This window comes from Nonomuraea sp. NPDC005501, assembly GCF_040605905.1.
GTDB lineage: Bacteria > Actinomycetota > Actinomycetes > Streptosporangiales > Streptosporangiaceae > Nonomuraea.
Genome location: NZ_JBEXDT010000022.1, coordinates 69,114 through 90,386, shown reverse-complemented (window position 1 = coordinate 90,386; position 21,273 = coordinate 69,114). Strand labels below are relative to the sequence as shown.

Sequence of the window (21,273 nt, the reverse complement as noted above, 5' to 3'; positions counted from 1 at the left end):
GCCGGGCCGCGGGTCTACCCCGACACGACGCCGCCCTACCCGCCGCCGGTCCGCTACCCGCCGCGGGGCGTGGCCACGCTGTGGGAGCGCCGCGCGGCGGACACGCCCTCCGCGCTGGCCACGGTGCTCGGCCGCACCCGCGCCCGGCTGCTGGCCGAGCTGGACCAGCCCGCCTCCACGCAGGACCTGGCCCGGCGCCTGGAGCTGGCCGAGCCGGGCGTGAGCCGGCACCTCACGGCGCTGCGCGACGCCGGCCTGTGCACGTCGCACCGCACCGGGAGGTACGTCCTGTACGCGCGCACCGCGGTGGCCGAGGCGCTCCTCGGGCAGCGCACCTGAAGAAGACCTGCTAAGTTTTCTTGGCATGTGCCGTTGGACGTTTGCATGAGTGATCCCGCGCCGACGGGAGACGACCTGGTACGGGTGCTGGCCACCCTGTCCAACCCGCACCGGTTGCGGGTCGTCGCGGCACTCATGCACGGACGCAACTACGTGAGCCGGCTGGCGCGCGAGCTGGGCATCAGCAGGGCACTCCTCCAGGTCCACCTGAAGAAGCTGGAGGCGGCCGGCCTGGTCAGCTCCCAGCTCGAACTGTCGGAAGACGGAAAAGCGATGAAGTTCTACGAGACGAGACCCTTCTCGATCCACCTGACGCCGGAGTCCATCGCGGACGCCGTGGAGATGCTGACCGACGAGAAGGGATCGCCGCAGTGAACGAGCACGAGTGGCAGGAGGTCATCGGCACCATCGGCGTCTTCGTCCTTCTCACCGCCGTGATCATCACGGTCGTCTGCCAGGTGGCCGTCACCTGGCGGGCCAAGGCGCGGCTCGCGCGCGAGAGCGAGTACAGGAAGCTGGCCGAGGCCGCGGTCTCGGGACAGCAGGCCGTCGAGCAGCGGCTGGCCGAGATCGGCCGGCAGGTCTCGGAGCTGAGCGGCCGTACCGACTCCATCGAACGGATCCTCAAAGACGTCGAGTGACCCCGTGACCAGCCCTGGGCCGCCGAGCTGCAACTCGGCGGCCCAGGCACGGGGAGACGAACCACCTCGCCCAGGGCGAGTTTCCACAGGCACGTTCCACCAAGGACAGGAGAGCAGCCGATGCTGCCCGAGAGCAAATCCATCCACTCGTCATCGGCCGGCCCCGGGGCGCCCGCGCGGTCCCGGGCACGTCCCGGGTTCGCCGAGACCGTCGCGAACTGGTCGGCGCGGCACCGTGCCATGGCGATCGGTGGCTGGTTCGCGCTGGTCGTGCTCGCGACCCTGGCGGGGGCGCTGACCGGCGGCGAGTCCGCGCGGGCCGTCGATCCGGGCGAGGCCGGCCGCGCCCAGGAGATGATCGACGCCCAGCACGACGTCGGCTCCGTCCGGGAGAACGTGCTGATCCGGTCCGGGCAGGCGGGCGGCGGCCGGCGCTTCGCGGAGGACCCGGAGCTGCGCGAGGCCGCCGCCGATCTGGTGAGCCGGCTGCGCCGGACGGGCGCGGCGGTTCGGGACGTCGGCTCGCCGTCGAGCCCGCACGGCGAGCGCTGGACGTCGCGAGACGGCGGCTCGGGGCTGGTCACCTTCGAGGTGGCCGGTCCGGACGAACGGCTCGAGGACAACTACGCGGCGGCCGTTCGCGCGGTGCAGGAGGTCAGGGAACGGCATCCGGGCGTGCGACTCCTCCAGGCGGGCGACCGCAGCCTGTCGGCGGCCGTCAACGAGGGGATCAAGGACGACCTTTCGCGGGTCGAGCGGACCTCGCTGCCGCTCACCGTCCTCGTGCTGCTGGCCGTCTTCGGCTCCCTGGTGGCGGCGGGCATACCGCTGCTGCTGGCGGCGACCTCGCTGGCGGGCGCGTTCGGGCTGCTGGAGCTCGTCAGCCTGTGGGTGCCGTTCAACAGCGCGGCCTCGGCCATCGTGCTGCTGATCGGGATGGCCGTCGGCATCGACTACTCCCTGTTCTACCTGCGCCGGCTCCGTGAGGAGCGGACCGCGGGGAAGGGGGTGCGTGAGGCGCTGCGGACCACGGCGCGGACCTCGGGGCACGCCATCGTGGCCTCCGGCGTCACCGTGATGGCGTGCGCGGTGGGGCTCCTGCTGACCGGGGTGGACGTCTTCAAGGGGCTCACGGCCGGAACGCTGCTGGTCGTCGGCCTGTCCGTGCTCGGCTCGGTCACCGTGCTCCCGGCGCTGCTCGCCACGCTCGGCGACCGGGTGGATCTCGCGCGCATCCCCTGGCTGGGCCGGCGGCGGGTGACGGCCGTGGAGTCGCGCCTGTGGGGCGGGATCGCGCGTACGGTCGTCCGCCGCCCCGTGGTGACCGGCGTGGCGACGGCCGCGGTCCTGCTCGCCATGGCCCTGCCCGTGCTGGGCATCCGGCTGCAGGACGCGGCGGTGACGGCCAGCCTGCCGCCCGGCGCGTCCGCGGCCGTGGACGCCGCCTCGGCGATGCAACCGGTGTTCCCGGGCGTGGCGACCGCGGCGCGGGTGGTGGTCGCCCGTACGGACGGGGCGTCCGCCGACACGTCAGCGGTGCGTGAGGCGATCGGCGCGCTGCACCGGCAGGCCGCCGGGAGCGAAGGACTCCTGCGGGAGCCGATCACCACGGTGCCGGTCGGCCGGGCGATGGTGGTGCGGGTGCCGCTGGCGGGCGCCGTCACGGACCCGGTGGCCAACCGCGCGCTGGCCGTGCTGCGCGAGCGCGCCCTGCCCGCGACGCTGGGCTCCGTGGACGGCGCGACCTACGCCGTGGGCGGGAAGACCGCCATGCCGTACGACTTCGCGCAACAGGTCAACGGCCGCACCCCGGCCGTCTTCGGGTTCGTGCTCGTGCTGGCGTTCGTGCTGCTGGCGGTGACGTTCCGGTCGTGGGCCATCCCGCTGATGTCGATCGCGCTCAACCTGCTGTCGATCGGGGCCTCGTACGGGGTGCTCGTCTGGGTCTTCCAGGACGGTCATCTGGAGTCGCTGCTCGGGTTCACCTCGTACGGCGGCGTGGTGAGCTGGCTGCCGCTGTTCATGTTCATCGTGCTGTTCGGGCTCAGCATGGACTACCACATCTTCGTCCTCAGCCGGATCAGGGAGCGCCGGGCGGGCGGCGCCTCTCCCCGCGAGGCGGTGGCCGGGGGCATCGCGGCGAGCGCGGGTGTGGTCAGCAGCGCGGCCCTGATCATGACGGGTGTCTTCACGGTGTTCGTGACGCTGTCGGCCATCGAGTACAAGATGCTGGGCCTGGGCATGGCCCTGGCCATCCTGCTCGACGCCACCGTGGTGCGCGGCGTGCTGCTGCCCGCCGCCATGGCGATCCTCGGGGAGCGGGCGTGGCGGGGCCCGCTCCCCGCCGGTCACTTGGACGAGACGCCCACGCCCAGGTCGAACTCCCGGTAGACCCGGGCCCAGAACCCGTCGCGCAGCCACACCCTGGCCTCCGGGAACGGCCGCAGCGAGTGGCCCAGCTCCTTCTCGGCCTCGATCAGCAGCTCCGTGTCGATGACCGTGGGCAGGATCGGGCCGGGAAGCAGGTCGCGGATGTTGTCGCGGCCACGCGTGAGGATCCACTTCTGCGCCACGTGCTCGCCGACGTCCTCCACCCGCGGCCGGCTGGGGCCTAGCTTGGCCACCTGGCCGGGCTTGACCTGCGGCTTGACGGGCGCGCGCCCGGCGAACACCTGCGCGGGCGACGGCGCGGCCACGGGCGGCGCGACCGGCACGGGCTGCGGGGCACGGCTGAAAAAGGGCCTCAGGAAATCAGCGGAGATCACTTCGACGGTGTCGGACTCCCACACCAGCCGCTCGGCCTGGTTGGTCCCGTACGGCGGCTCGACGCCCCACAGGTGGATGCGCACCCCGTACGCCTGGGCGGCCTCCACGGCGGGCACCATGTCCTCGTCCCCGGCCAACAGTATCGTGTCGGTCACCGCGTGGTGGCGGGCCAGCGCCTCCAGGTCGCTCCTGATCTGCGCGTCGACGCCCTTCTGCTGGCCGCGGGCGTTGAGGTTGCCAAGCCGTACCTTGACCCAGGGCAGCTGGGCGATGACCCGCTGGTCCACGGTCGGCACGCGGTCGCGGGCGGCGTCATACCAATAGATCCGCAGCAGCTCACCGGAAATACGTTCCATCGCATGCTTCTGGAGACTTTGGATCAGCTCATCCGCGGCCACCCGGTATTCTTTACGTTCCTTGGCCCCCAGCAGGACTTCACCCGCGGCGGCGTACAGGTATCCGACATCCACGAGGACGGCGTACTTGGCCGCCACAGGATGCGGCATGAGGTCTGGGATGGCCATGATGTCCTCCAGGCCGCAGCGTTAGTTGATCGGCCGACTATATACTCCTGCTTTTTTCTAGATAGTCCCAACTCCCTGGGAAGTTGACACCCGTTTCCTGGGATCTCTCTAGGGCAGGGCGCTCATCCGCCAAGCCGCCTTCCCCGGAGCGAGGGGATTACGCATCCTTCTAGCCGGGTTTCGCCACATTTGTGGAGAGGGCGCGGCGGACGGTCGCGGCGGGGCGGCGCGGGTGGCGAGGACGGCCACGAGTGCGGCGATCTCCTCCGGCGTGGCGTCGCCCCGGACGATCCTGAGGTGCGGCTTCATCGAAACTCCTTTAATGTGGATACTTCGGGCTTCGGCCCCGGGGAGGAAACGCGACACGGCGCCGTGCTGTTTATGACAGTAGTTTTCGATAGGCTTCGAACGTGCGTACGGCTTACAAGGTGCGGGCCTATCCCACCACCGAACAGGCGGCGGTACTGAACCGCACGTTCGGCTGCGTACGCGTGGTGTGGAACCGGACCCTGGCCTGGCGGCATGGCCGCTACCACGGTGAGCGGGTCACAACGAGCTTCACCCAGGCCAATGCCCATCTCACGGCGATGAAAGCGACCGATGAACTGGCGTGGCTGAACGAGGTGTCGTCGGTGCCGATGCAGCAGGCCATCCGCCACCAGCAGGTCGCCTTCACCAACTTCTTCGCCGGGCGCGCCAAGTACCCGCGTTACAAGTCCCGGACCGTGCGGCAGAGCGCCGAGTACACCCGGTCGGGCTTCCGTTACCGCGACGGGCGACTGCTGCTGGCGAAGATGGACACGCCGCTGGCCTTCGTGTGGTCCTGGCCCGACCTCGACCCGGCGACCATCAAACCCACCACGGTCACCGTGTCCCGCGACCCGTGCGGGCGCTGGTACGTGTCCTTCGCCGTGGACGTCGAAGATCTCGAACCGGCTCCGGCGACCGGCGCGATGGTGGGCGTGGACGTCGGAGTGAAGGATTTCGCCGTCACCTCTGACGGAGAAAAGATCACCAACCTGCGCCATCTGGCCAAACGGGAGCACAACCTGGCCCGCTACCAGCGGCGCATGGCCCGCAGGCAGCGCGGTAGCGTCAACCGGGCCAAGGCGAAGGCGAAGGTCGCTCGCGCGCACCGCAAAGTCCGTTCGTCCCGCACCGACTTCCTGCACAGAATCTCGGCGCGGCTGGTTCGTGACCACGACGTGATCGTGATCGAAGACCTTGCCGTCAAGAACATGGTCCGCAACCCCAAGCTGGCCAAAGCGATCTCTGACTCCGGCTGGGGCACCTTCCGCCGCATGCTGGAGTACAAGGCAGCCAAAAACGGCCGCCACCTGATCGTGATCGATCGCTGGTACCCCTCCTCCAAGACCTGTTCGGAGTGCGGGCACCTGCTGGCCGAACTCTCGCTCAGCACCCGGACGTGGCAGTGCCCGTCCTGCGGCACCCAGCATGACCGGGACGTCAACGCCGCGAAGAACATTTTGGCGGCAGGTCTTGCCGTGTCGGCCTGTGGAGGTGACGTCAGACATTCCGGGTCCTCCCGGGTGCGGTCGCCGGTGAAGCAGGAAGCCCAGCCTGTGAAGGTTGGAATCCCCTGCCTTTAGGTGTGGGGAGGAAGTCAAAGCGGGATGTTCCCATGCTTCTTCGCCGGTAGCGAGGCACGCTTGTTGCGCAGCGCGCGCAGCGCCCGTACGACCTGGGCCCGGGTCTCCGACGGCTTGATCACCGCGTCCACGTAACCCCGCTCGGCCGCGATGTACGGGTTGGCCAGCGTGTCCTCGTACTCCGTCACCAGCCGGGCGCGCTCGGCGTCCGGGTCGCCGGCCGCCGCCAGCTCGCGCCGGTACAGGATGTTGACCGCGCCCTGGGCGCCCATCACCGCGATCTGCGCGGTCGGCCAGGCCAGGTTGACGTCCGCGCCCAGGTGCTTGGAGCCCATGACGTCGTACGCCCCGCCGTACGCCTTGCGGGTGATCACCGTGACAAGCGGGACGGTGGCCTCGGCGTAGGCGTAGAGGAGCTTCGCCCCGCGCCGGATGATTCCGTTCCATTCCTGATCTGTACCCGGCAGGAATCCCGGAACATCAACAAATGTCAGGATTGGGATATTGAAAGCATCACATGTTCGTATGAAACGGGCAGCCTTCTCGGATGCGTTGATATCAAGACATCCGGCGAAATGCATGGGCTGGTTGGCGACCACGCCGACCGACTGCCCGTCCAGCCGGCCGTACCCGACCACGATGTTGGGCGCGAACAGCGCGTGGACCTCCAGGAACTCACCGTCGTCGAGCACCCGTTCGATCACCCGGTGCATGTCGTACGGCTGGTTCGACGAGTCCGGGATCAGCTCGTCCAGCTCGGGATCGGGCTCCAGGTCGGCCGCCGTGTCGTAGGCCGGCGCCTCGTCCAGATTGTTGGAGGGCAGGTAGGACAGCAACTCCTTGACGTACTCCAGCGCGTCGTTCTCGTCGGCGGCCTGGTAGTGCGCCACGCCCGACTTGGTGTTGTGCGTGTGTGCTCCGCCCAGCTCCTCGAACGTGACCTCCTCACCCGTCACCGTCTTGATCACGTCCGGCCCGGTGATGAACATCTGCGAGGTCTGGTCCACCATGACGACGAAGTCCGTCAGCGCGGGCGAGTACACGTGACCGCCCGCCGCGGCGCCCATGATGAGCGAGATCTGCGGGATCACGCCCGACGCGTGCACGTTGCGCTTGAAGATCTCCGCGTACAGGCCGAGCGCGACCACGCCCTCCTGGATGCGCGCGCCGCCGCCCTCGTTGATGCCGATGATGGGACAGCCCGTCTTCAGCGCCATGTCCAGCACCTTGACGATCTTCTCGCCGTACACCTCGCCGAGCGAGCCGCCGAACACCGTCACGTCCTGCGAGAACACGCACACCTGCCGCCCGTCCACGGTGCCGTGGCCGGTGATCACGCCGTCGCCGTACGGCCTGCGCCGCTCCAGCCCGAACATCGTCGACCGGTGCCGGGCGAGCGCGTCGAACTCCACGAACGAGTCCTCGTCCAGCAGCGCCAGCACCCGCTCGCGGGCCGTCATCTTGCCCCGGGCGTGCTGCTTGTCCACCGCCGCGGCCGAGCCGGCATGGACCGCCTCGTCCAGCCGCCGCTCCAGGTCCGCGATCTTCCCGCCCGTGGTGTGGACGTCCGTGTGGTTGTCCGTGGTGTGGGTGTCCGGCTTTTCTGGTATGGCGTCCGCTGTCATGCGCGCAAGGGTAATCCCTCCTCCTAGAGTGGATCCATGACGGACGCGGTTCGCACGCACGGCCTTTTCAAGCGCTACGGACCGCAGGTGGCGGTCGCGGGTGTCGACCTCGTCGTCCCGGCGGGCAGCTTCGCCGGCCTCGTCGGCCCCAACGGCGCGGGCAAGACGACGACGCTCAGCATGGTCACCGGATTACTGCGCCCCGACGGCGGCCGTGCCGAGGTGGGCGGCCTCGACGTCTGGCGCGACCAGCTCCAGGTCAAGGCGCGCATCGGCGTGCTGCCCGAAGGGCTGCGGCTGTTCGAGCGGCTGTCGGGCCGGGAGCTGCTCCTCTACAACGGCCGGCTGCGCGGCATCCCCAAGGCCGACGTCGAGCGGCGCGCCACCGAGCTGCTGCGGGTCATGGACCTGGAGGAGGCCGCCGGCAAGCTCGTCGTCGACTACTCCACCGGCATGCGCAAGAAGATCGGGCTGGCGGCGGCGCTGCTGCACAACCCGGCCGTGCTGTTCCTCGACGAGCCGTTCGAGGGAGTCGACCCGGTCAGCGCCAGCACGCTCACCGAGGTGCTGCGCCGCTTCACCGCCTCCGGCTCGACCGTCATCTTCTCCAGTCACGTCATGGACCTGGTCGAGCGGCTGTGCGACTGGGTGTCGGTGATGAGCGGCGGCCACATCGTGGCCCAGGGGCCGCTCGCCGAGGTACGCGGCGGCCGCAGCCTCAACGAGGCGTTCCTCCAGCTCGTCGGCGGGCCCCGCACGGGCGGCGACGCGGGCCTGACCTGGCTCGGCGCCCACCAGGAGGAGTCGTGAGCGGCACGGTCGCGCTGTTCGCGCAGCTCAAGCTGCGCCTGCTCGCCGGCAACCTGCGCGGCGACCTCCAGCGCAAGCTCGGCTTCGTCTTCTCCCTCGTCGTGGCCGCCGGCCTCGCCGTGCTCGGCTTCGCGCTCATGGCGCTGGTGCGCCTCGCGCCGCACGACGTGGCCGCCGACATCGTCGTCGTCGCCTACACCGCCATCCTCGTCGGCTGGATGGTCGTGCCGCTGCTCGCGTTCGGGCTGGACGACACGCTCGACCCCGCCCGGCTGTCGCTGTTCCCCCTCCGCACGGGTGAGCTGGCGGTCGGCATGTTCACCGCGTCGGCCACCGGCGTCTGGCCGGTCGCCACACTCGTGGTCGTCGCCGGCGGGCTGGCCGGCCTCGCGACGAGCCCCGGCGGCGTGCTCGTCGGGGCGGTGGCGGTGCTCCTGCAGTTCGCCCTCTGCCTGGTGCTCTCCCGGCTCGTCACCACGTCGTTGTCGGGCGCGCTGCGCACCCGGCGCGGGCGCGACGTGCTGGCCGTGGCCGCGCTGTTCGTCGTGGTGCTGGCCCAGTTGCCCAACCTGCTCCTCAACACCAACCTCGGCGACCCCGCCGCGATGCTGCGCGGCACGGCGGGAGTCCTGCGGTGGACGCCGCCGGGCATGCTGGCCCACGCGATCGCCGACGGCGGGCTCATCGGCCTGGCCGAGGTCGCCGTCGTGGCGCTCGTCGTGGTGCTGGCCGCCTGGCTGTGGATCAAGGCGCTGAGCCGGGCGCTGGTCACCCCCGACGCCTCTCCCCAGGGCTCCTCCGTGCGCGAGGGGAGCGGGCTGGCCGACCGGTTCCTGCCCGACGGGCCGCTGGCGGCCGTGGTCGCCAAGGAGCTCAAGTACCTGCGGCGGGAGCCTCGGTTCCGGGTGCTCTGGTTCACCTCGGTCGTGGTCAGCGCCGTGCTCGCCCTCTCGCTCAGCTCCAACATCCCGGGCGGGGCCGGCCCGTGGCTGCCCATCGCGACCACCTCGATGGCCGCCATCATGATCGCGCTCCAGTCCGGAAACCTCTACGGCATCGACGGCGCGTCCCTCTGGATGAACGTCGTGGCCATCGGCTCGGAGGACGGCTTCCGCACCGACCTGGCCGGCCGCCACCTGGCCAACGCCATCGCCGCGACGCCGCTGCTGGTCGCCGTCGCCGTGGCCGGCTCGCTGCTGACCGGCCAGCCGACGGCCATCCCGTTCGCCGTCCTGGCCGGCTGGGGCGCGCTCGGCGTCGGGCTCGGCGTCGGCGCGGTGACCAGCGTGGCGATCCCGTACACGGTGCCCGAGCGCATGAACGCCTTCACCGGAGCCGCCCCCGGGCAGGGCGGCCAGGCGTTCGTGTCCTCCATGGGGGCCTTCGCCGGGATCGCCGCCCTGACGCTGCCGCTCGCGGTGCCGATCGCGTTCGGGCTCGTCTGGCTCTGCGTCGTCGCCCCGGTCTACGGCCTGCTGATCGAGACGCTCGGCCGCCGGCTCGGCGCGACGATCGGTTTCTCCCGCATGCCCGAGCTCGTGGCGGCCGTGTCCCGTCCCACGTGAGCAGTGGTCTAGTCCATTAGGTGAGACCGGGCTACGGCCTCCGTCGGCGACTGGATACCCTTCGACACATGATTGACCAGGGGATCGAGCGTCGTAGCGCCGCCGTCACCGAGATGCCCGACGAGCTCCGGCACGATGTGCGGCTGCTCGGCAAGCTGCTCGGACAGGTCATTGCCGAGCAGGGGGGCGAAGACCTCCTGGCCGACGTCGAGAGACTGCGCAAGGCGGTCATCGCCGCCCGCAGGGGCGAGGCGTCGGCCGACGAGATCACCGCCATGGTCGAGGCGTGGGAGATCGACCGGGCCGTCCAGATCGCTCGCGCGTTCACGTGCTACTTCCATCTGGCCAACCTGGCCGAGGAGCACTACCGCATCCGTACGTTGCGCGAGCGCGACACCGAGGGCGGCGTACAGCGCGAGTCGCTGGCGCACGCCGTGCACGAGCTGGGCGCCGACCGCGTCGCCGAGCTGGTCGAGCGCCTGGAGCTGCACCCGGTGCTCACCGCCCACCCGACCGAGGCGCGCAGGCGGGCCGTCGTCACCGCGATCCAGCGGATCAGCGGCCGGCTCACCGAGTACAACACCCCCGGCCGGGGCGCCTCCGAGCGGGCCGAGAGCCGGCGGCGGCTGCTGGAGGAGATCGACCTCCTGTGGCGCACCGCCCACCTGCGCCCGAGCAAGCTCGACCCGCTCGACGAGGTGCGCACCGCCATGGCCGCCTTCGACGAGACCCTGTTCCGCGTCGTCCCGCAGGTCTACCGCTCGCTCGACGCCGCGCTGGCCGACGGCACGGGCACCCGGGCGCCGCTGGCGCGGCCCTTCATCCGCTACGGAAGCTGGATCGGCGGCGACCGCGACGGCAACCCCAACGTCACCGCCAAGGTCACCCGCGAGGCCGTGCAAATCCAGGCCGAGCACGTGCTGACCGCGCTGGAGAACGCCACCACCCGCATCGGCCGCACCCTCACCGCCACCGCCGAGTTCGCGCCGCCGTCGCCCGAGCTGAAGAGCGCCATCGCCGCGGCCGAGGACGCCCACCCGGAGCTGGTCTCCGAGCTGGCCACCCGGTCCCCGCGCGAGCCGCACCGGCAGTGGCTCCTGTTCGTCGCGGCCCGCATCGCCGCCACCCGCCGCCGCGACCTCGACCTCGCCTACCTGTCGCCCGGCGACCTGCTCGCCGACCTGCGCCTGGCCCAGGACTCGCTGGCCCGCGACGCCGCCCGCCAGGCGTACGGGGAGCTGCAGCACCTCATCTGGCAGGTGGAGACGTTCGGCTTCCACCTGGCCGAGCTGGAGGTGCGCCAGCACTCCCAGGTTCACGCCGCGGCGCTGGAGGAGATCAGGGCCGGCGGCGAGCTGTCGGAGCGCACCGAGGAGGTGCTGTCGACGATCCGGGTGATCGGCTGGATCCAGGAGCGGTTCGGCGTGCGCGCCTGCTCCCGTTACGTGGTGTCCTTCACCCGGGGCGCGGCCGACGTGGCCGCCGTCTACGAGCTGGCCCGGCACGCCCTCGGGACGCGGGCGCCGGTGCTCGACGTGGTGCCGCTGTTCGAGTCGGGTCAGGACCTCGCCAACTCGCCGGACGTGCTGTCCGGCATGCTCGACATCCCGCAGGTGCGCGAGCGGCTCGCCGCCACCGGCCGGCGCATGGAGGTCATGCTCGGCTACTCCGACTCGGCCAAGGAGCTCGGCCCGGCCGCGGCCACGCTGCGGCTGTACGAGGCCCAGGAGCGGCTGACCGCCTGGGCGGCCGAGCACGACGTGCGGCTGCGCATGTTCCACGGCCGTGGCGGCGCGCTGGGCCGGGGCGGCGGCCCCGCCAACCGCGCCGTGCTCGCCCAGGCCCCCGGCTCGGTCGCGGGCAGCTTCAAGGTCACCGAGCAGGGCGAGGTCATCTTCGCCCGCTACGGCCACCTGGCGATCGCCCGCCGCCACATGGAGCAGGTGGCCAACGCCGTGCTGCTCGCCTCCTCGGTCACGGTCGGCGCGCGCACGGCCGCCGCGGCCGAGCGCTTCCGTCCGCTGGCCGAGCGGGTGGCGACGGCCTCCGAGAGCGCCTACCGGTCCCTCACGGAGGCGCCCGGCTTCCCCGAGTGGTTCAGCCTGGTCAGCCCGCTGGAGGAGCTGGGCTCCCTGCGGCTCGGCTCACGCCCGGCGCGCCGCGGCCTCGGCGCTCCCCGCTCCCTGGACGACCTGCGCGCCATCCCGTGGGTGTTCGCCTGGGCGCAGACCCGGGTCAACCTGCCCGGCTGGTACGGCCTGGGCGCCGGCCTGGCCGCGGTCGGCTCGCTGGAGGAGCTGCGGGCCGCGTACCAGGAGTGGCCGCTGTTCAACGCCCTGCTCGACAACGCCGAGATGTCGCTGGCCAAGACCGACCGCTCGATCGCCGAGCACTACCTGGAGCTGGGCGGCCGGCCGGACTTCGCGCGCCAGGTCCTGGAGGAGTACGACCGGACGCGGCGCCTGGTGCTGGAGGTCACGGGGCACACGCGGCTGCTGGAGAACCGCAAGGTCCTCTCGCGCGCCGTCCAGCTCCGCGACCCGTACGTGGACGCGCTGTCGCACCTCCAGCTCCGCGCCCTGCGCGCGCTGCGCACCGGCACCCCGTCCGACCACGAGCGCGAGCGCCTGTCCACGCTCCTGCTGCTCTCGGTCAACGGCGTCGCCGCCGGCCTCCAGAACACCGGCTGACGCGCCGGGGGCTCAGCGCAGGCCGGCGAAGAAGGTGTGGATGTCGGAGGTGAGGGCCTCCGTGGCGGTGTGGGCCGTGTAGTGGCCGTGGGCCGGGGCCGGGAGCGTCTTCCAGGAGACGATCCCGGCGTGGTCGCGCTCGGCGAAGCGGCGGATGGACCTGAAGTCTCCCTCGGCCATGGCCAGCGCCATCGGCACCGTCGTCGGCTCCGTGGCGGCCTGCTGAGCGCTCTGCTGGGCGCGGGCGTTCTCCCAGTACAGGCGCAGCGCCGAGCCGGACGTGCCGGTGAACCAGTGGATCGCGGCGTTCAGCACCACGAAGTCGTCGTCGAGGTCGTCGTCGAAGAGCTGGGCCAGCCAGCCGACCAAGCCGGCGGGGGAGTCGGTGATGGCGTGCGCCAGCGTCTGCGGCTGCTGCGACTGCAGGACGTTGAACGCGCCCTTCTCCTTCCAGAACCAGTCGAGCACGGCCAGCCCGGCCTGGTCCTCCTCGGTGAGGCCGGCGAACTCGGCCGGGTCGCCGGAGGGGAAGGAGAAGAGCTGGGTCACGTGGACGCCGACGACGCGGTCCGGGGCGATGCGGGCCAGCTCGGGGGAGATCATGGACCCGGCGTCGTTGCCGACCGCGCCGTAGCGGTCGTAGCCGAGGCGGGACATGAGCTCGGCCCACGCGCGGGCGATGCGGATGTTGTCCCAGCCGGTCTCGGTGGTCGGGCCGGAGAAGCCGTAGCCGGGCAGCGACGGGATGACCAGGTGGTGGTGGCGCGACAGCGGCTCGATGGCGTCGAGGTACTCGGCGATCGAGCCGGGCCAGCCGTGGGTGAGGAGCAGCGGCAGGGCGTCGGGGTCGTCGGAGCGGACGTGGATGAAGTGGATGTTCTGCCCGTCGATCTCGGTGGTGAACTGCGGGTGGGCGTTGAGGCGGGCCTCCTGGGCGCGCCAGTCGAAGCCGGTGCGCCAGTGGGTGACGAGCCGCCTGACCCGCTCGACGCTGACGCCCTGGTCGGCGCCCGGGATCTCGTCGACGAAGCGGGTCAGCGCGAGGCGGGTCTGCAGGTCGTCGAGCTCGGCCTGGGGGATCTCGACGCGGAAGGGGCGGATCTCGGCGCTGATGGCGGTCATGCTGACACCTCTTCGGAACGGAATGGAACGCTTTGTTCTGTCTCCAGAATAGCAGAACGGAATGATTTGTTCCACTGTTGCGGCGGGATCGTCAGGCACGCCCGGAGTACTCGCGAACGCGCCGACACCCCATGTCGTCAGACGCGGACGCGGTCGTGGCCCGCGTAGACGTTGCAGCGCTCGCCGCGCAGGAAGCCCACCAGCGTCATGCCGAACTCCCTGGCCACGTCCACGGCCAGCGACGACGGCGCCGACACCGCGCACACCACCGGAATCCCGGCCGCCAGCGCCTTCTGCATGATCTCGTAGCTGGCCCGGCCGCTGACCATGAGCACGTGCCGGTCCAGCGGCAGCCGCTCCGCCAGCGCCGCCCAGCCGGTCAGCTTGTCCACCGCGTTGTGCCGGCCCACGTCCTCCCGTACGGCCAGCAGCTCGCCCTCCGCCGTGAACAGCCCGGCCGCGTGCAGCCCGCCCGTCTTGCCGAAGACGCCCTGCGCCGCGCGCAGCCGGTCCGGCAGGCCGTACAGGACCTCGGTGGTGAGCTCGACGGCGCCGGGCGGCGCCGGACGGCAGCGGTCGCGCAGCGCGTCGAGGCTGGCCGAGCCGCACACGCCGCACGCGCTGGAGGTCAGGAAGTGGCGCTCCAGCGCCGGCAGGTCGGGGATCGGGCCGCGCAGCCGTACGGTGACCGTGTTGTAGCGGGCCTCGACCGGCACGTCCTCGTCGGTGCAGTAGCCGATGGAGGCGATGCCGCCGGCCCGCACCAGGCCCTCCGCGTGCAGGAACCCGGCCGCCAGCTCGAAGTCGTGGCCCGGTGTGCGCATGGTGATCGCCACCGTGCGGCGTCCGCCGTCGAGCGAGGCGAGCCGGATCTCCAGCGGCTCCTCGGTGGCCAGGTCGTCACGGCGCTCCGTGGCGGCCGGGCCGGTCAGCCGCCGGATGCGGACGCGGGTCGTGGGCCCGGGGCGCTCGCTCATGCGCGGCGCACCGTCACCGTCGCGTTGTAGTCGGGGATCCGGGCGTCGGGTGAGCGGCGCGACTCGTCGAGCAGGACGTTGCCCTCCGGCCAGTGGATCTGCAGGTTGCCCGGCATGACGGGCGCCCGCAGCACCTTGCCCCGGTAGGAGCGCTCGCCGGAGCGCAGCTCGACCGGGGTGCCGTCGGGCAGGCCGAGCCGGTCGGCGTCGTAGGCGCTCATCAGCACCGCCTCGCGCGTGGCGCCGTTGAAGCCGTCGAGCCGCTCGTGGACCATGCTGTTGAACTGCTTGCCGCGCCGGGTGGCGACCATGAACGACCCGTCCGGCCGCTCCAGCGCGGGCAGCGGCACGGCCGAGAACCTCGCCAGCCCGTCGGGGGTCTGGAAGCCGCCGTCGGCGAACAGGTGCCGCCCGCCGTACTGGACGTTGTCGCCGAACGCGCTCAGCCCCGCGATGCCCGCGTAGAACGGCACGGCCCGCTCGATCTCCTCGCGGATCGCGGGCGTGCCGGTGAAACGGATCCTCGACGCCAGCGCGGGACGGCTGCGGGCGGCCAGCTCGGTGAAGATCTTCCACTCCGGCCACGCCTCCGCCACCCGTGGCCCCTCCACCTCCGGCGAGAAGATGATCCGCCGCTCGGTCGAGGTCTCCGTCACGCCGCCCGTCATCTCGTACCGGGTCTGCGCGGGCAGCAGCAGCACGTCGCCCTCGGACGGCACGAGCATCTGGGACGACAGCACGATGTCGATGTGGACGCGCAGGCGTGGCCGGCGCAGCGCCTCGCGGCAGTACCCGGGGTCGGGGAGCACCTCCAGGAAGTTGCCGCCGCTGGAGATCAGCGCGTCCAGCTCGCCCGCGTGGGCGGCGTCGATCATGTCGGTGGCGGTCAGACCGGGGGCGGCCGGCACCTCGAAGCCCCACAGGTCCGCGAACCTCCCCGCGTTCTCCGGGGTGATCGGCAGCCCGCCCGGCAGCCCCGTGGCGTACGCGCCCATCTCCGCGCCGCCCTGCACCCCGCTGTGCCCGCGGATCGGCATCAGCCCGCAGTGCTCGCGCCCCACGAACCCGCGCGCGAGCGCCAGGTTGACGATGGCCCGCACGTTGTCCTCGCCGAAGGTGTGCTGCGTGATGCCCATCGACCACACCAGCACCGCCGACCTGGCCTCCGCGAGCAGCCGCGCCAGCCGCAGCATCTCGTCGCGCGAGGCCCCCGACAGCGCCTCCAGCTCCTCCCACGACTGCGCCTCGACCGCCTCGCGCGCCCGCTCGAAGCCCGTCGTACGGAGCGCCACGAACTTCTCGTCCACCCACTCCCGCTCGACCAGGTGCTTGAGCACCCCGTTGAGGAAGCCGATGTCGCCGCCCACGTTCACGCCGAAGAACTCGTCGGTGATCTTCGTGCCGAACACGGCCGACTCCGCGTTGGACGGCACCCAGTAGCGCTCCATGCCCGGCTCGCGGTAGGCGTTGACCATCGCCACCCGGGTGCCGGCCTTCTTGGCGTGGTAGAGGTACTTCATCGCCACCGGCTGGTTGTTCGACGGGTTGGAGCCGATGAAGACGATCAGGTCGGAGCCGATCCAGTCGGTGTAGGAGCAGGTGGTGGCCGCCGCGCCGATCGTCTGCTTGAGCGCGACCGTCGAGGGGGAGTGGCAGATGCGCGCCGCGTTGTCGATGTTGTTGGTGCCGAGCGCCCGCATCGCCTTCTGCGCGGCGTAGTAGTTCTCGTTCGGCACGCCCCTGCTGGTCAGGTACGCGCCGAAGCGCGCGTCGCGCAGCCCGGCCGCGGCGATCGAGAGCGCCTCGTCCCACGGGACGCGCGTGAAGCCGGGCTCGCCCGCGCGGCGCAGCATCGGGTACGGCAGGCGCCCCAGCTCGCGCAGCTCCGCGCTGCGCCGGCCCTCCAGCCCCGACACGTCACGCAGCACCGAGACGTCCAGCGCCGGCATCGTGTTGAGCGGCAGCAGGCGCAACCTGATGTTGCACAGATGGACTTCCCGCATCGTCCAGTCGCGCATGCCCTTGGTGCCGAGCGCGCAGCCGTCGCACGTGCCCTGCGTGAGGACCCGCCAGGCGTAACGCCTGCGACCCTTGACCGCCCGGAACGCCTTCAGCAGCTCGAGGTAGTTGTTCGGCTTGCGCAGACCGAGGCCGAACGGCCGCCAGGACGCCCAGTTACGTGGATCGAGAAGCTTGCTCACCCCTCCATCTTGCTCGCTTCCCGGCCGGGCCAAGCCCGGCGCACCGGCTCTCCCGCGGGAGGGCAGGGGCGGCGTCCGGGCGGTGCCGCGCGTCAGCCAAGATGGACAGGTGCCCGACTCGCGCTACTCCGACCTCAACCGCCCGCCCCTCTCCGAGGCGGCGCTCAACCGCGCCCTCGTCCGGCCGGGCGGCCTGTGGACGGGCGTGACCGTGGTCGAGAGCACCGGCTCCACCAACGCCGACCTCGCCGGCCAGGCCCGGGAGGGCGCCGTGGAGGGCAGGGTGCTGGTCGCCGAGGAGCAGGTGGCGGGCCGGGGCCGGCTCGGCCGCACCTGGACCGCTCCCGCCCGTTCCGGCCTGGCCGTGTCCGTGCTGCTCAGGCCGGCGCCGCCGGTCACCACGCACGGCTGGCTGCCGCTGCTGTTCGGGGTGGCCGCCGCCTCGGCCGTGCGCCGGCTGGCCGAGGTGGACGTGCGCCTCAAGTGGCCGAACGACCTGCTCGTCGGCGACCGCAAGCTGGCCGGGGTGCTGGCCGAGCACGTGGAGGACGCGGTGGTCGTCGGCATGGGCCTCAACGTGTCGCTGCGGGCCGACGAGCTGCCCGTGCAGACCGCCACGTCGCTGGCCATCCAGGAGGCCGCCTGCCTCGACCGCGACCCGTTGTTGCGGGCCGTGCTGCGCGAGGTCGAGAGCCACTACGCCGACTGGGCCGAGGCCGGCGGCGACGCCGACATGGCCGGGCTGCGCGCCGCCTACCAGGCCTCCAGCGCCACCATCGGGCGTGAGGTGCGGGTGGAGCTGCCCGGCGGCCGCTTCCTGACGGGCCGCGCCACCGGCGTCGACGAGGCCGGCCGCCTCCAGCTCACCTCCGGCGGCGAGCAGCACACGCTCAGCGCCGGCGATGTCGTCCACCTACGCCCGTCCGCGTGACGGCCCTACGTCCACGGGCGTAGCCGCGCGTCCCGGTAGGTGGCAGCATGTGCGCATGACCATCCCGGACCATCACCTCACCCAGGGTGAGCGCCGCGTCAGGTCCTTCCACCCCCACTGGAAGCGCCTCGTCGGCCCCGTCGCCGCGCTCGTGCTCATCGCCGCGGCCTCGGGCGCGGCGGTGTTCTTCGTCCCGGGCGACTGGGAGTACGCCTCCTACGCCAGGATCGCCGTCTGCGCCGTCGCCCTCGTCCTGCTGACCGTCTGGTCGTTCGTCCCCTACCTCCAGTGGAAGAACACCGGCTACGTGCTCACCACCCACCGCTTCACGATCAGCTCCGGGGTGCTCAACAAGTCGACCGACGAGATCCCGATGGCCAAGGTCAACACCGTCAGCTCCGACCAGACGTTCGTCGAGCGGCTGCTCGGCTGCGGCACGCTCACCGTGGAGTCGGCGGGCGACCGCGGCCAGATCGTGCTCCGCGACATCCCGCACCTCCAGGACGTCCGGGCCGACCTGTTCCGGCTCCTGGAGGACGCCACCGACGGCGAGCTCGACGGCCGTTGAGCGAACTGGGCGGTTGAGCGAGGAGCGCAGTTGAGCCGGGAGGGCCGTTGAGCGAGGAGGGCCGTTGAGCCGGGAGCGCCGTTGAGCCGGGAGCGCCGTTGAGCCAGGAGGGGCCGCGCAGGCCCACAGCTGAGGAGATCGGCCTGCTGCTGGCCGGCGCGCCCGCCAGCCGCACCCGCACCGAGGTGGCGGCCGGCGCCGGAGTGCCCCAGGAGCTGGCCGAGCGGGTCTGGCGCGCCCTGGGCTTCCCCACCCACGCCGACGACGCCGTCGCGTTCTCCGAGGCCGACGTGGCCGCCCTGACGCGGGTGCGGACGATGCTCGACCGCGGCCTGCTGGACGAGCCCACGGTCGTCCGCATGGCCCGTGCCCTCGGCCAGACCACGGCCCGGCTGGCCCAGTGGCAGGCCGAGATCATCATCGGCCACCTGCTGCCCGCGGAGGGCGAGCCGTCCGACGACGACGTGGCGCGCGTGTTCGACACGGCCCGCGCGCTGCTGCCCGACTTCGAGCACCTCCTCGTGCACGTCTGGCGGGCCCAGCTCGCCGCCGCGGGCACGCGCCTGCTGGCCATGGCCGACCTGCGCCCCGAGACCGCACCCGACCCGCGCCCCGAGACCGCACCCGACCCGCGCCCCGAGGCCGCACCGGGCCGCGTGGCGATGGCCGTGGGGTTCGCCGACCTCGTGGCGTTCACCAGGCGGGCCAGGGAGCTGGACGAGCGGGAGCTGGCCGATCTGGTGGAGGGGTTCGAGGCGCGGGCGGCCGACATCGTGGCGGCCCACGGCGCCCGGCTGGTCAAGACCCTCGGCGACGAGGTGCTCTTCACCGCCCCCACCCCGGCGCGGGCCGCCGCCATCGCGCTCGACCTGGCCGGCACGGCCGAGCTGCGCATCGGGATGGCGTACGGGCCGGTGGTGCCGATGATGGGCGACGTCTACGGCACCACGGTCAACCTGGCGGCCCGCCTCACCGCCATCGCCAGGCCCGGCACGGTCGTCGTCGACTCCGGCCTGGCCGAGGGGCTGGCGGGCGAGCCGGGGTTCGAGGTGCGCGGCATGCGGCGCAGGACCGCCCGGGGTCTCGGCGTGGTGCGCCCCCATCTCTTGCGGCGATCATCCTCCTGACGCAGGATGGCTGCCATGCCGTACGAAGTGCGGGGCGTCATCGCCCGAGGTAAAGGCCGGGAAGTCTCCGTCGAGAACGTGATCGTGCCCGATCCCGGGCCGGGGGAGGCCGTCGTCGCCGTGCAGGCGTGCGGGGTGTGCCACACCGACCTCCACTACCGGGAGGGCGGCATCAGCGACGACTTCCCGTTCCTGCTCGGCCACGAGGCGGCGGGCGTCGTGGAGGCCGTCGGCGAGGGCGTGACCGGGATCGAGCCGGGCGACTTCGTCATCCTCAACTGGCGGGCGGTGTGCGGCCAGTGCCGCGCCTGCCTGCGCGGCCGGCCGTGGTACTGCTTCGCCACCCACAACGCCACCCAGAAGATGACGCTGGAGGACGGCACCGAGCTGTCGCCCGCGCTCGGCATCGGCGCGTTCCTCGGCAAGACCCTCGTGGCGGCGGGCCAGTGCACCAAGGTCTCGCCCGAGGCGCCGGCGGCCGTCGCCGGCCTGCTGGGCTGCGGCGTCATGGCCGGGCTCGGCGCCGCGATCAACACCGGCGGCGTCACGCGCGGCGACTCGGTCGCGGTCATCGGATGCGGCGGGGTCGGCGGGGCGGCCGTCCTGGGCGCCTCGCTGGCCGGCGCATCGAAGATCATCGCCATCGACGTGGACGACCGCAAGCTGGGCTGGGCCCGCGACTTCGGGGCCACCCACACGGTCAACTCCCGCGAGAGCGACCCGGTCGAGGCCGTGCGCGACCTCACGGGCGGGTTCGGGGCCGACGTGGTCATCGAGGCGGTCGGCCGGCCCGAGACGTACAAGCAGGCCTTCTACGCCCGCGACCTGGCCGGCACGGTCGTGCTCGTCGGGGTGCCCACCCCGGAGATGACGCTGGAGCTGCCGCTGCTCGAAGTCTTCGGCCGCGGCGGGGCGCTGAAGTCCTCCTGGTACGGCGACTGCCTGCCGAGCCGCGACTTCCCCATGCTCATCGACCTCTACCTGCAGGGCCGGCTGCCGCTCGACAAGTTCGTCACCGAGACCATCGCGCTCGACGAGGTCGAGGAGGCGTTCGCCAAGATGGGCCGCGGCGAGGTGCTGCGATCGGTGGTGGTCCTCTAGATGCTGGACAAGGTCATCACTTCGGGGACGTTCACGCTCGACGGCGGTACCTGGGACGTCGACAACAACGTCTGGCTGGCCGGCGACGCGCGCCGGGTGCTCGTCATCGACGCCGCCCACGACGCCCGCGCCATCGCCGAGCGCGTCGGCGGGCGCACCGTCACCGCCATCGTCTGCACGCACGCGCACAACGACCACATCAACGCCGCCCGCGAGCTGGCCGAGCTGACCGGCGCGCCGATCCGGCTGCACCCCGCCGACCAGGTGCTCTGGGAGCAGGTGTACGGCGACGCGGTGCCGTACGAGCCGCTGGCCGACGGCGAGAAGCTGGAGGCGGGCGGCGTCACACTGGAGGTGCTGCACACCCCCGGCCACTCCCCGGGCGCGGTGTGCCTGCACGCGCCCGACCTGGGCGTGCTGTTCAGCGGCGACACCCTGTTCAAGGGCGGGCCAGGCGCGACCGGCCGGTCCTACTCCTCGTTCGACACGATCATCGCCTCGATCCGCGACCGGCTGCTGACGCTGCCGCCCGAGACCGTCGTCCACACCGGCCACGGCGAGTCCACCTCCATCCGCGCCGAGGCCCCCCACCTGGAGGAATGGCTGTCCAGAGGACACTGAACCCTTACCTCGGTGTGGCGGAGGTAACGTAGGCAAGCCTTACCAAACTGGGTTA

The 21,273-nt window shown here is 71.9% G+C and carries 19 protein-coding genes; 13 read left to right on the top strand and 6 right to left on the bottom strand.

What is annotated here, in order from left to right:
• From ABZS51_RS14380 to ABZS51_RS14365, 4 genes are all read left to right on the top strand, one after another.
• Nucleotides 1-339 (top strand): helix-turn-helix domain-containing protein (locus ABZS51_RS14380; protein WP_355440084.1); only part of this gene is annotated, 339 nt, incomplete at its 5' end.
• Nucleotides 340-384: 45 nt separating this feature from the next.
• Entirely contained in the window at nucleotides 385-714 is a 330-nt protein-coding gene (locus tag ABZS51_RS14375; RefSeq protein WP_355440081.1) for a winged helix-turn-helix domain-containing protein, read from the top strand.
• The gene (locus ABZS51_RS14370) at nucleotides 711-980 is read left to right on the top strand and encodes a hypothetical protein (protein WP_355440078.1); all 270 of its coding nucleotides are present in this window, start codon (nucleotides 711-713) and stop codon (nucleotides 978-980) included. The genes ABZS51_RS14375 and ABZS51_RS14370 overlap by 4 nt, the downstream gene beginning before the upstream one ends.
• Nucleotides 981-1,100: 120 nt before the next feature.
• On the top strand, nucleotides 1,101-3,371 hold the full coding sequence (locus ABZS51_RS14365) for an MMPL family transporter (RefSeq protein WP_355440075.1): 2,271 nt from the start codon (nucleotides 1,101-1,103) through the stop codon (nucleotides 3,369-3,371).
• Here the strand turns inward: ABZS51_RS14365 and ABZS51_RS14360 are convergent.
• Both ABZS51_RS14360 and ABZS51_RS14355 read right to left on the bottom strand, forming a co-directional pair.
• Nucleotides 3,329-4,270 carry an NYN domain-containing protein gene (locus ABZS51_RS14360; RefSeq protein WP_355440072.1) on the bottom strand — a complete coding sequence of 314 codons (942 nt, stop codon included), beginning with the start codon at nucleotides 4,268-4,270 and terminating at the stop codon, nucleotides 3,329-3,331. The genes ABZS51_RS14365 and ABZS51_RS14360 overlap by 43 nt on opposite strands.
• A gap of 108 nt (nucleotides 4,271-4,378) precedes the next feature.
• Entirely contained in the window at nucleotides 4,379-4,579 is a 201-nt protein-coding gene (locus ABZS51_RS14355; RefSeq protein ID WP_355440069.1) for an acyl-CoA carboxylase subunit epsilon, read from the bottom strand.
• Between the two features lie 101 nt (nucleotides 4,580-4,680).
• Between ABZS51_RS14355 and ABZS51_RS14350 the strand changes: the two genes are divergently transcribed.
• A complete protein-coding gene (locus tag ABZS51_RS14350; protein WP_355440066.1) occupies nucleotides 4,681-5,880 on the top strand; it encodes an RNA-guided endonuclease TnpB family protein in 1,200 nt (399 codons plus the stop codon).
• A 14-nt stretch (nucleotides 5,881-5,894) separates the two neighbouring features.
• On the opposite strand, the gene ABZS51_RS14345 is transcribed toward ABZS51_RS14350, so the two are convergent.
• The gene (locus tag ABZS51_RS14345) at nucleotides 5,895-7,505 is read right to left on the bottom strand and encodes an acyl-CoA carboxylase subunit beta (RefSeq protein ID WP_355440064.1); all 1,611 of its coding nucleotides are present in this window, start codon (nucleotides 7,503-7,505) and stop codon (nucleotides 5,895-5,897) included.
• 36 nt (nucleotides 7,506-7,541) lie between these two features.
• On the opposite strand from ABZS51_RS14345, the gene ABZS51_RS14340 reads away from it, so the two are divergent.
• The 3 genes from ABZS51_RS14340 (at nucleotide 7,542) to ABZS51_RS14330 (ending at nucleotide 12,570) form a co-directional block, all read left to right on the top strand.
• Nucleotides 7,542-8,315, top strand: coding sequence for an ABC transporter ATP-binding protein (locus ABZS51_RS14340; RefSeq protein WP_355440061.1), 774 nt, complete (start codon nucleotides 7,542-7,544; stop codon nucleotides 8,313-8,315).
• Nucleotides 8,312-9,880, top strand: a complete 1,569-nt coding sequence (locus ABZS51_RS14335) for a hypothetical protein (RefSeq protein ID WP_355440058.1) — start codon at nucleotides 8,312-8,314, stop codon at nucleotides 9,878-9,880. The genes ABZS51_RS14340 and ABZS51_RS14335 overlap by 4 nt, the downstream gene beginning before the upstream one ends.
• 68 nt (nucleotides 9,881-9,948) lie before the next feature.
• Nucleotides 9,949-12,570, top strand: a complete 2,622-nt coding sequence (locus tag ABZS51_RS14330) for a phosphoenolpyruvate carboxylase (protein ID WP_355440055.1) — start codon at nucleotides 9,949-9,951, stop codon at nucleotides 12,568-12,570.
• Nucleotides 12,571-12,582: 12 nt separating this feature from the next.
• Here ABZS51_RS14330 and ABZS51_RS14325 read toward each other — a convergent pair whose 3' ends face one another.
• The 3 genes from ABZS51_RS14325 to ABZS51_RS14315 all read right to left on the bottom strand — a co-directional run bounded on the left by ABZS51_RS14325 (nucleotide 12,583) and on the right by ABZS51_RS14315 (nucleotide 16,870).
• Complete coding sequence (locus tag ABZS51_RS14325; protein ID WP_355440052.1) at nucleotides 12,583-13,692, bottom strand: epoxide hydrolase; 1,110 nt, start codon at nucleotides 13,690-13,692, stop codon at nucleotides 12,583-12,585.
• A gap of 137 nt (nucleotides 13,693-13,829) precedes the next feature.
• Complete coding sequence (fdhD, locus tag ABZS51_RS14320; RefSeq protein WP_355440049.1) at nucleotides 13,830-14,669, bottom strand: formate dehydrogenase accessory sulfurtransferase FdhD; 840 nt, start codon at nucleotides 14,667-14,669, stop codon at nucleotides 13,830-13,832.
• Nucleotides 14,666-16,870 carry an FdhF/YdeP family oxidoreductase gene (locus ABZS51_RS14315; protein ID WP_355440045.1) on the bottom strand — a complete coding sequence of 735 codons (2,205 nt, stop codon included), beginning with the start codon at nucleotides 16,868-16,870 and terminating at the stop codon, nucleotides 14,666-14,668. Before ABZS51_RS14315 ends, fdhD begins: the two co-directional genes overlap by 4 nt.
• 109 nt (nucleotides 16,871-16,979) lie before the next feature.
• Between ABZS51_RS14315 and ABZS51_RS14310 the strand changes: the two genes are divergently transcribed.
• From ABZS51_RS14310 to ABZS51_RS14290, 5 genes are all read left to right on the top strand, one after another.
• Nucleotides 16,980-17,801 (top strand): biotin--[acetyl-CoA-carboxylase] ligase, encoded by an 822-nt coding sequence (locus tag ABZS51_RS14310; protein ID WP_355440042.1) that lies wholly within the window; start codon nucleotides 16,980-16,982, stop codon nucleotides 17,799-17,801.
• 55 nt (nucleotides 17,802-17,856) lie between these two features.
• Entirely contained in the window at nucleotides 17,857-18,369 is a 513-nt protein-coding gene (locus ABZS51_RS14305; protein WP_355440039.1) for a PH domain-containing protein, read from the top strand.
• 98 nt (nucleotides 18,370-18,467) lie between these two features.
• Nucleotides 18,468-19,496, top strand: a complete 1,029-nt coding sequence (locus tag ABZS51_RS14300) for an adenylate/guanylate cyclase domain-containing protein (RefSeq protein ID WP_355440036.1) — start codon at nucleotides 18,468-18,470, stop codon at nucleotides 19,494-19,496.
• Between the two features lie 15 nt (nucleotides 19,497-19,511).
• Nucleotides 19,512-20,597: an S-(hydroxymethyl)mycothiol dehydrogenase gene (locus tag ABZS51_RS14295; protein ID WP_355440033.1), complete on the top strand. Its 1,086-nt coding sequence runs from the start codon at nucleotides 19,512-19,514 to the stop codon at nucleotides 20,595-20,597.
• On the top strand, nucleotides 20,598-21,218 hold the full coding sequence (locus tag ABZS51_RS14290) for an MBL fold metallo-hydrolase (protein ID WP_355440030.1): 621 nt from the start codon (nucleotides 20,598-20,600) through the stop codon (nucleotides 21,216-21,218). It begins immediately after the preceding gene.
• Nucleotides 21,219-21,273: the final 55 nt, after the last annotated feature.

Bases quoted from the DNA above. Each gene is read 5' to 3' on its own strand.
- ABZS51_RS14330 (WP_355440055.1), top strand. From the start codon at position 9,949: ATGATTGACCAGGGGATCGAGCGTCGTAGCGCCGCCGTCACCGAGATG.
- ABZS51_RS14295 (WP_355440033.1), top strand. From the start codon at position 19,512: ATGCCGTACGAAGTGCGGGGCGTCATCGCCCGAGGTAAAGGCCGGGAA.
- fdhD (WP_355440049.1), bottom strand. From the start codon at position 14,669: ATGAGCGAGCGCCCCGGGCCCACGACCCGCGTCCGCATCCGGCGGCTG.
- ABZS51_RS14365 (WP_355440075.1), top strand. From the start codon at position 1,101: ATGCTGCCCGAGAGCAAATCCATCCACTCGTCATCGGCCGGCCCCGGG.
- ABZS51_RS14340 (WP_355440061.1), top strand. From the start codon at position 7,542: ATGACGGACGCGGTTCGCACGCACGGCCTTTTCAAGCGCTACGGACCG.
- ABZS51_RS14325 (WP_355440052.1), bottom strand. From the start codon at position 13,692: ATGACCGCCATCAGCGCCGAGATCCGCCCCTTCCGCGTCGAGATCCCC.
- ABZS51_RS14360 (WP_355440072.1), bottom strand. From the start codon at position 4,270: ATGGCCATCCCAGACCTCATGCCGCATCCTGTGGCGGCCAAGTACGCC.
- ABZS51_RS14305 (WP_355440039.1), top strand. From the start codon at position 17,857: ATGACCATCCCGGACCATCACCTCACCCAGGGTGAGCGCCGCGTCAGG.
- ABZS51_RS14290 (WP_355440030.1), top strand. From the start codon at position 20,598: ATGCTGGACAAGGTCATCACTTCGGGGACGTTCACGCTCGACGGCGGT.
- ABZS51_RS14345 (WP_355440064.1), bottom strand. From the start codon at position 7,505: ATGACAGCGGACGCCATACCAGAAAAGCCGGACACCCACACCACGGAC.
- ABZS51_RS14355 (WP_355440069.1), bottom strand. From the start codon at position 4,579: ATGAAGCCGCACCTCAGGATCGTCCGGGGCGACGCCACGCCGGAGGAG.
- ABZS51_RS14375 (WP_355440081.1), top strand. From the start codon at position 385: ATGAGTGATCCCGCGCCGACGGGAGACGACCTGGTACGGGTGCTGGCC.